This window comes from Leptolyngbya cf. ectocarpi LEGE 11479, from assembly GCF_015207065.1.
Taxonomy (GTDB): Bacteria; Cyanobacteriota; Cyanobacteriia; order Phormidesmidales; family Phormidesmidaceae; genus Leptothoe; species Leptothoe ectocarpi.
The window spans coordinates 1-7778 of the sequence record NZ_JADEXP010000308.1; the positions used below are offsets into that span (position 1 = coordinate 1).

The 7778-nt window shown below is 52.2% G+C and carries 7 protein-coding genes; 4 read left to right on the top strand and 3 right to left on the bottom strand.

Annotation, left to right across the window (positions count from 1 at the left end; all coding sequences use genetic code 11):
* The coding region (locus IQ260_RS23815; protein WP_193995573.1) for an NTP transferase domain-containing protein at positions 1 to 780 on the bottom strand (780 nt) is incomplete at its 3' end.
* A gap of 104 nt (positions 781 to 884) precedes the next feature.
* Positions 885 to 1805, bottom strand: coding sequence for a tRNA (5-methylaminomethyl-2-thiouridine)(34)-methyltransferase MnmD (locus IQ260_RS23820; RefSeq protein ID WP_193995574.1), 921 nt, complete (start codon positions 1803 to 1805; stop codon positions 885 to 887).
* Between the two features lie 66 nt (positions 1806 to 1871).
* Between IQ260_RS23820 and IQ260_RS23825 the strand changes: the two genes are divergently transcribed.
* Both IQ260_RS23825 and rsmD read left to right on the top strand, forming a co-directional pair.
* On the top strand, positions 1872 to 2720 hold the full coding sequence (locus IQ260_RS23825) for a sulfurtransferase (RefSeq protein ID WP_228016388.1): 849 nt from the start codon (positions 1872 to 1874) through the stop codon (positions 2718 to 2720).
* A 46-nt stretch (positions 2721 to 2766) separates the two neighbouring features.
* The gene (gene rsmD, locus IQ260_RS23830) at positions 2767 to 3312 is read left to right on the top strand and encodes a 16S rRNA (guanine(966)-N(2))-methyltransferase RsmD (protein ID WP_193995575.1); all 546 of its coding nucleotides are present in this window, start codon (positions 2767 to 2769) and stop codon (positions 3310 to 3312) included.
* A gap of 7 nt (positions 3313 to 3319) precedes the next feature.
* Here the strand turns inward: rsmD and larB are convergent, their stop codons facing one another.
* Entirely contained in the window at positions 3320 to 4093 is a 774-nt protein-coding gene (larB, locus tag IQ260_RS23835; RefSeq protein WP_193995576.1) for a nickel pincer cofactor biosynthesis protein LarB, read from the bottom strand.
* Positions 4094 to 4429: 336 nt separating this feature from the next.
* Between larB and IQ260_RS23840 the strand changes: the two genes are divergently transcribed.
* Together IQ260_RS23840 and IQ260_RS23845 are read left to right on the top strand one after the other, a co-directional pair.
* Entirely contained in the window at positions 4430 to 6094 is a 1665-nt protein-coding gene (locus IQ260_RS23840) for an iron uptake porin (protein ID WP_322745036.1), read from the top strand.
* A 177-nt stretch (positions 6095 to 6271) separates the two neighbouring features.
* Positions 6272 to 7699 carry a hypothetical protein gene (locus IQ260_RS23845; protein ID WP_193995578.1) on the top strand — a complete coding sequence of 476 codons (1428 nt, stop codon included), beginning with the start codon at positions 6272 to 6274 and terminating at the stop codon, positions 7697 to 7699.
* Positions 7700 to 7778: the final 79 nt, after the last annotated feature.

The following is a 7778-nucleotide window of genomic DNA, read 5'->3' on the forward strand; positions in this document are numbered from 1 at the left end:
AATGCTGTCGGGGTTGATCATGGTAATGCCAGACAGCATCAGATCATCTTTGATGCGGCGCTGCAGAACGGTGGCTGCATCTGATAGCTGTTTGCGGTTGTTGATGCCAGAAATCTCTTCGATATCATCAACATCAAGGGCCATCACCGGAGACAGTTCCTTGACTACATCGGTGAGGTAATATTCGTTTTGGTCGTTGTCCGACTTTAGGTGAGGCAGCACCGTCATCAGCTTCTGCCAGTTAAAGCAGTAAATACCTGAGTTGACGCGCGGGTTGGCTCGCTGTTCGAGGGTGCAGTCGCGATGCTCAATAATCTCAGAGACGATAGACTTGTCATCGCAAAAGACGCGACCGTAGCCCGTGGGGTCGTCAAACTGGGCGGTGAGAATTGTGGCCGCATTATTGTTGTCCACATGGGTCTGGACCATTTTGGCAATGGTTTCAGGCCGTAGTAGGGGAACATCGCCGTTGAGCACTAGCAGGTTGCCCTCAAATCCCTCCAAGGCAGAAATGACCTGCTGTACCGCATGACCGGTGCCTAGTTGCTCGGTTTGCTCAACAAATTCTAACTCGCTCACATGGGCCAGGGCCGTCCGCACTTCATCGGCCAGGTAGCCGACAATGGCGATTTGGCGCTCAGGCTGCACCTGGCTCAAACTGGCCAACACGTTTTCGACTAAGGTGCGACCTCCCAGGGGATGGAGCACTTTTGGCAAATGCGATCGCATCCGAGTTCCTTTACCTGCTGCCAATACTGCCACGGCCAATGAGTTAGTCATAGGAATTATAAGAATAAACGTTAGCGTTAGAACGTCGAAAATTACGGGAGGAGTATACCGCGCAGCGGTTAGCCTGCCCAAGTGTGCTGGTTAAGTGTGCTGGTTTACGTTAGGGTGCCTCTGCCCCCTAACCAACGTCGTCGCCAAGCGCCCGTTGGTTCCAGGTTAGACTGCTGCTGTTCCTGCTGACGCTGGGCCATGATCGTCTCAGCCGTTGCTCTCAGTGTGGGATCGCGATAGGGAATTGCCGCCCGTGTTTGCAGGTGTTCTTGCTCCTGGGGTGATAGGGGGGGCAAGGGGCGCTGGTCTTTGGTGGCGATGGTGCAGGGCCAGTGACGACCGGCTCCGGGGAATGATCCCAGGGTGAGTCCAGCTAATGTCATAGCAGAGCGGACCGCAGCGGCGCAGGAGTAGGTGGCTAGAATACCGTCAGCGGCCAGACAGCGTGCGGTCAGTGCGAAAAACTCCACCGTCCACAGCTGGGGGCAGCGGGTGGGGGAAAACGGGTCAAATAGGATGGCGTCGGCCTGGTAGCCTTTCGAGGCCAGGGGCTGTAGCGTTTGGCGGGCATCGCCGATGAGTAGCTGGATATCTGCGGTAGGGCTTTGGTAGTGATGGTCAGTGGCCAGGGTTTTAAGGATATCCTGGGTTGTGGGGCTCCAGTGGGGGGCGTTTGTGAACTGAGCTGTTAGTGTGTGTGCGATCGCATCCCTCGGCACCGCTGCATTGATCTCCAACGCCCGAATCGTCACTCGACAGTCAGGATTCACCCGCCAAATCGTATCCAGCGCCGCTGCGGTGTTATATCCCAGGCCATAGCACACATCTAAAATAGACAGCTGGGCTGCCTGGGCCAGCTCAGGAATGTTGGCCGCATCCACATAGTTGCGCTGGGCATCCGTATAGGCACCATGGCGACAGTGAAAATGCTCGCCAAACTCCTCTGAGTAAAACTTGGCCGAGCCATCCCCCGTTACCTCCAGGGTCAACCCGTTAGATAAAGCTTGGGCACCATCATGAACCATGAATTATCGACCGTTTACCACCCTCAGAATTATAATAAACACCATCTTTGATTATGCATTAGAGCCTTGCCTGCATCGCCAGCTCAACCGATCGACCTGACTAATACCCACATCGTCAGCTCTCAGTGGCTAGCCGATCATCTTGGTGGCGACCTGGTTGTCATTGACTGTCGCTTTTCTTTGCCTGAACCCGATCTAGGTCAGCAGCAATATAGCTCAGGGCATCTTCCCGGCGCTTACTATCTAGATCTCAACTGCCATCTTTCCAGCCCTGCGCAAGCCCATGGGGGGCGTCATCCGCTGCCTCACTGGCCAACGTTTGTCGATACCCTAAACCTGCTGGGTATTCAGTCCAGTCCGCAGACGCCTGTTGTTATTTACGACGCCTCGCGGTTTGCCTTTGCAGCTCGTCTCTGGTGGATGCTGCGCTATCTAGGCCACGAAAATGTTGCACTGTTAGATGGGGGCATTAATGCCTGGATTGAAGCCGGTTTGCCCCTGAGCAATACAACACCACGTCCTCAGGTAGGCCGATTTGTGCCCCAGCCCCAGGCCCATTGGATTGTAGACATTGATTATGTCCGTCAGCACAAAGACAAACTGGATACGATGGTGATCGATTCGCGTTCTGGTGACCGTTTTCGGGGTGAGCGGGAGCCCATTGACCCGGTTGCTGGCTCTGTCCCAGGTGCGGTGAACTATTTTTGGAAAGACATTAGTACTGAGGCCGGGTTGTTAAAACCCCCAGCGGAATTAGCGCACCATTGGCAAGCCATTGATGATGCCGACGACGTGATTGTCTACTGTGGTTCGGGGGTTACCGCCTGTGTAAATCTGTTTTCTCAGATGGTGGCGGGTAAACCCATGGGCAAGCTTTACCCAGGCGGCTGGAGCGACTGGTGCTCATATTTGTAGTGCCCCGCCGTGCCCCGACCATGCCCCAACAAAATTCTGGACTGTTATGTCTATTCGGATCTATGGAAACCGCTCGATTAAAACACTACCGGGTAACGCAACCCGTCCCACACCGGCCAAGGTGCGCGAGGCGCTGTTTAACATCTGGCAGGGTCGGGTTAGCGGCAGCCGCTGGCTAGACCTTTGTGCGGGCAGCGGGGCCATGGGAGCCGAAGCGCTATGCCGTGGGGCCAGTGCTGTCGTAGGTATGGAGCAGTCTAACGCTGCCTGTCGCATTATTCAAACCAACTGGCAAACGGTGGCAGCGCCCGAACAGACGTTTCAAGTTATCCGAGGAGACGTAACCAAACGGCTGAAAAGCTTGGATGTTCCCCCATTTGACCTGGTGTATTTTGACCCACCCTACGCGGCTAACCTGTACGAGCCAGTTCTGGCAACGCTGGTCCAAAAATCTATCCTGGCTCCTGGGGCCACCGTTGCCGCTGAATACACGCCTGAGTTCTGGCTGCCAGAGTCTGTGCATGGCCTAGAACTACAGCGCACAAAGCGCTACGGGTTAACCCATCTGGCCTTGTTTGTGCTACAAAAGTGACTCGCCGCTACCCACACCGCCGTGCTGCCATTCTAATGATCTGCCCCGCCAGCACAGCGGCCCCAAATCCATTATCAATGTTCATGACCCCAATCCCCGCTGCACAGGAATTTAACATCGTTAACAAGGCTGCAACTCCACCAAAGCTAGCCCCATAGCCAACACTTGTCGGCACCGCAATTACCGGACAGTCCGCTAAGCCTGCAACAACGCTGGGTAACGCTCCCTCCATTCCAGCCACAACAATCAACACATCGGCACTGTCAATCACCGCCCGATTGTTCAGTAACCGGTGAATCCCTGCCACACCTACGTCCCACAGTCGTGTCACCTGAAAGCCCGACAGTTCTAATGTGACAGCCGCCTCTTCTGCTACGGGCAAATCGGCAGTGCCTGCCGTGAGAATGGCAATTGTTCCGGGATATTCCACCGCAACAGATTCTGGCTGCAGGGCACAGATCTGAGCAGTGTCATGATACTGCAGGGCCGGTAGCCGCTCGTGTAGCTGAGCATATACCTCGGGAACAATCCGAGTCGCCATGACAACAAGGTTCTCTGGCTCCATTGCCCGAAAGATTTTGACTAGCTGTTCTACTGTTTTATCTTGTCCCCAGATGACTTCTGGAAAACCTGTTCGCAGCGCTCGGTGGTTGTCGATTTTGGCAAAGCTGTCAACGGGCTGATAGTCCAGGTGTTTGAGTTTATTCAAGGCACTATCTGGGCTGATCTGCCCTTGGGCAACGGCAGTTAATAGGTCTCGTAATGCGGCGGGCTGGGTCACGGTGGCAGAAGGTGGAATTTGACGAATATAGACTAACGTTTTTAGGCGACATTGGGATGGTTAATAACGATAACGTCAGTAGAAATTCTTAGATGGACTTTAGGACGGGTTTATGTTTTAATACTGTCAAAGTAAATCTCTATTCTCAAAAAGTACACATGCTGGTCTTGTAACGTGCTCTAGTGCGATCTCATTCCATTAGCTTTTTTATCTAGCAGGTTATAGATGTTGTCACTGTACCTGCTGATTTTTTGTTGTCAAAAAAGTATTGCCGACAGTTTTTTCTGGCTGCTTAGATTGACTGAGTGCCTACGTTGTGTGAGGAGATTTAACAGTGTGTTCCTAGGTGTTCGTTTCTCATCTGTAGTCGCTTATACTACATCAGTTGTCGCTTTAAGCGCACTGAATCTTGCTGTTAATTTAACGGGTGGTGTGGCGCAGGCATCGTCGCCTGCTAGCAGTCCTGAGCTGGATGATTTACTGGCCTCCTCCACAGCTAAGGTGGCGGCATCGGACCCATTGCCTCCACTTCTGGCTCAGGTTACCAGTGTTGATGAGCTTTCCGATGTATCAGACACTGACTGGGCTTACTATTCTTTGCAACGATTGGTTGAAGAGTACAACTGTCTAGAGGGGTATCCTAGTCGGCAGTTTCGGGGAACGCAGTCACTCACGCGCTATGAGTTTGCAGCGGCTGTGCAATCTTGTCTAGATGGGCTGCTGGGAGCCGGAATTGATGCTTCGTCACCGGATTGGGCACGAATACGACGACTGGCGGAAGAGTTTTCAGTCGACATTGCCACCGTTAGCGCTCGTGTGGATTCTCTGGAGGCGAATGTTGCTGAGTTAGAAGCAAATCAGTTTTCAGAAACGACACGTCTGTTTGGTCAAGCTATTTTTGGTATCCAAACCCGGACAGAGAATACAGCTGACTTTTTCCCTGTCGATGGTGTCAGAGATACTGAAGATCCAGGGACGGCTATCAATCTGATTTCTAATGTGCAGCTGAGTTTGTTAACCGAGTTAAACCGCGATACCTTTCTATTAACGGGCATTCAGGCCGGAGATGGTAGCACCACACCCCGGTTAAACAATGATGTTCGCCTCAGCTACGAAGGAGATAGCGATTTTAATGTATCTATTAGCGACTTAACCCTACGTCATTTGGTAAGTGATAACCTGGCCCTCATTGCTGGGGCAGAGGGCGTGAATGCTATTAATACCTTTCGAGGAACCAACCGTGTGGAAAGTGCTGGATTTGGTCCTTTGTCTGCCTTTGCTCAACGCAATCCGATTATTGCCATTGGTGGTGGCGATGCTGGCCTAGGGTTTGATTGGCAAATGACGGATCGCTTGAGTTTGCAGACCGTTTATTCAGCCAGCGATGCTGCAGATGCTGGTAGTGGCCTATTTGGTAATGATGGTGATAAGACGCTGGCGCTACAGCTATCGGCGGTACCCGTGGACAGCCTGGATTTAGCCTTGAACTATGTTTATTCCCATTCGCCGTCGGGAAATCTGCGCACGGGTATTGGCGACAGTCAGCTAACGGCTGGGGATTCCCTGGATACCCATGCGTTTGGTGCGACAGCGGCCTGGGATATTAGCTCTGACATTACTCTGGGCGGCTGGGGTGGGTTTACAACATCGTCAACCCCAGGCGAGTCCGGCCATGTGGAAACGACTAACTGGATGGTCTTTCTGAATTTTCCTGATTTATTTAAGCCAGGTAATATGGGTGGGTTATACGTTGGGCAGCCGCCTAAAATTACCAAGAGTACGCTGCGACAAAGCCAGAATATTCCTGATATTTTGTCTGGAGGATTGGGCAATCCTGGCGATCAGCCTAGTACGACCACTCACATTGAGCTGTTTTATCGCCATCGGATGAGTGATTCTTTTACAATCACCCCTGGTTTCTTTTACGTTATCAACCCAGCCCACACGTCCGATAGTGAGAATGTGTTTGTGGGGGCTATTCGCGGCACATTTACATTTTGATACTTTTTGACGCCTCTTGGTTCAGGATTTGCTACGTTGACGGCTGGGAGGCCCTTGACAAGGTTCTATGTGAATAGCTAGCCGTCGTTGAGAATGATAGGTTTGTGTCGGTTAAGACACCTCAGGCGTTCGTGTTTTTTGTTTTCTCCTGTTGCACTCAGTTGGGTTCTAGTAGTCATGTTGAATGTGTCTTGTCGCTCTAATCCTTTAGTCTCGTTGTTGGTTGGTTCATTGCTAGTGGTCGGGGGCGCTTCAGCTGCGACTGCCCAAATTGATGTGACCGGGGGCGAGGTTATCTTAGAAAACGCAGAGATTTTTGTTCCTGATGTAGCTAGACCTGATTTGGCTGGCCCTAGCCTCATTTATGACAGGACCATCCAGGACGGTAGTTTGCAAATTCGGACCACTCAGGGAGACCTGCCGGTTACGCTAATTTATCGAGATTCTGTTATTCCAACGTTGAGCACGGAGCCAGGGGCTGAACCAGCTGTTGATGACTCTGGTAGACTCCAAGGTACGGTCTCTTTTCGAGGGTTTAATGCATTGGGTGAACCGGCTGTATTTGCCAATATTCCCACAACGCTAGAATTCGATGTGACTGCCATTGGAAACCTCACAGCGACAGACTTTAATGAGTATCGCACGGGTCTTTTTCAATTAGCTGAAGTGGGGACTGTGACATCGCCGTCTTCTCTTGGGGTGGTGGCTCGGGGCACCCCCGTTTTATTGGTGCAGTATGGTCCTAGGGATGGTATGCCAACGGATCAGGTTGTCCTGGGCAATGAGATTCCGGCAGAGCTGTACACTGAGACAACCGAGGGGATTAATTACAGCACCGCAAATTTAGACCTCACCTTTACCGGCGGCGAGGTCCTAGTGCCCAACCCGCCTGGATTTAGTCCCGATGGTAGCACGGGTACGGAAGTGGGGAGTGGTGATACGGGCACCGCCATTGCCATCTTTATTTCTGGTTTTAATGATTTTGTCATTATCGATCGCGACATCAACGATCGCGACATTAACGAAGATGACGCTGGCAACGAGGATGATAATGATGTTGGCATGAATCAGGACGACCCGGTCCTGCCGGTCATTATTATTACAGGTGTGTTTGTGTTTGAAAATGTGCCCAGCGGAGTCTGGTATGACCCGCCGATGGCCGACGGCTTTGAATATGTGATGCAGCCTAGGGACATACCCATCGGTGTAGCCAGTCGGGTTTTCCCTGGGTTAAGCGGTCGTCGTGCAGCGGACGATGCTAAATTTGCGGCAATTAGCGGTTTTCCTAGAGGCATTGACGACGATGATCGGTTTACGGTCTCGGTGGATGGTGTGGTGCTTGGGGAATTTGGTCCCAATGACACACTAACGTTTGGTGACTATGGTGATGTCTTGGGAGACAAGCTGGAGGATGGTGGTGTCTCTTCATTTTTGGTGACTGGTTTGGACCCGGCAGTGGATAGTGACGACCCGACGGCCTTTCCGCTAAAGTTGGATTTTACGACGCCTACGGCTAGTTTTGAAATGCGGGCTCGGCAGACAGCAGCAGTGGTCCAGGGTGATCTGAGTGATGCGTTAGCAGATGCCTCAAACCACAACCCATAGACCGATGGCGGTAGATGTCCTAATTTTGACCAACGGGCCAGGGGAGGTTTCCACCTGGGTTAAGCCCGTGGTGCAGCAG

Bases quoted from the DNA above. Each gene is read 5' to 3' on its own strand.
- rsmD (WP_193995575.1), top strand. From the start codon at position 2,767: ATGTCTATTCGGATCTATGGAAACCGCTCGATTAAAACACTACCGGGT.
- IQ260_RS23820 (WP_193995574.1), bottom strand. From the start codon at position 1,805: ATGGTTCATGATGGTGCCCAAGCTTTATCTAACGGGTTGACCCTGGAG.
- IQ260_RS23845 (WP_193995578.1), top strand. From the start codon at position 6,272: ATGTTGAATGTGTCTTGTCGCTCTAATCCTTTAGTCTCGTTGTTGGTT.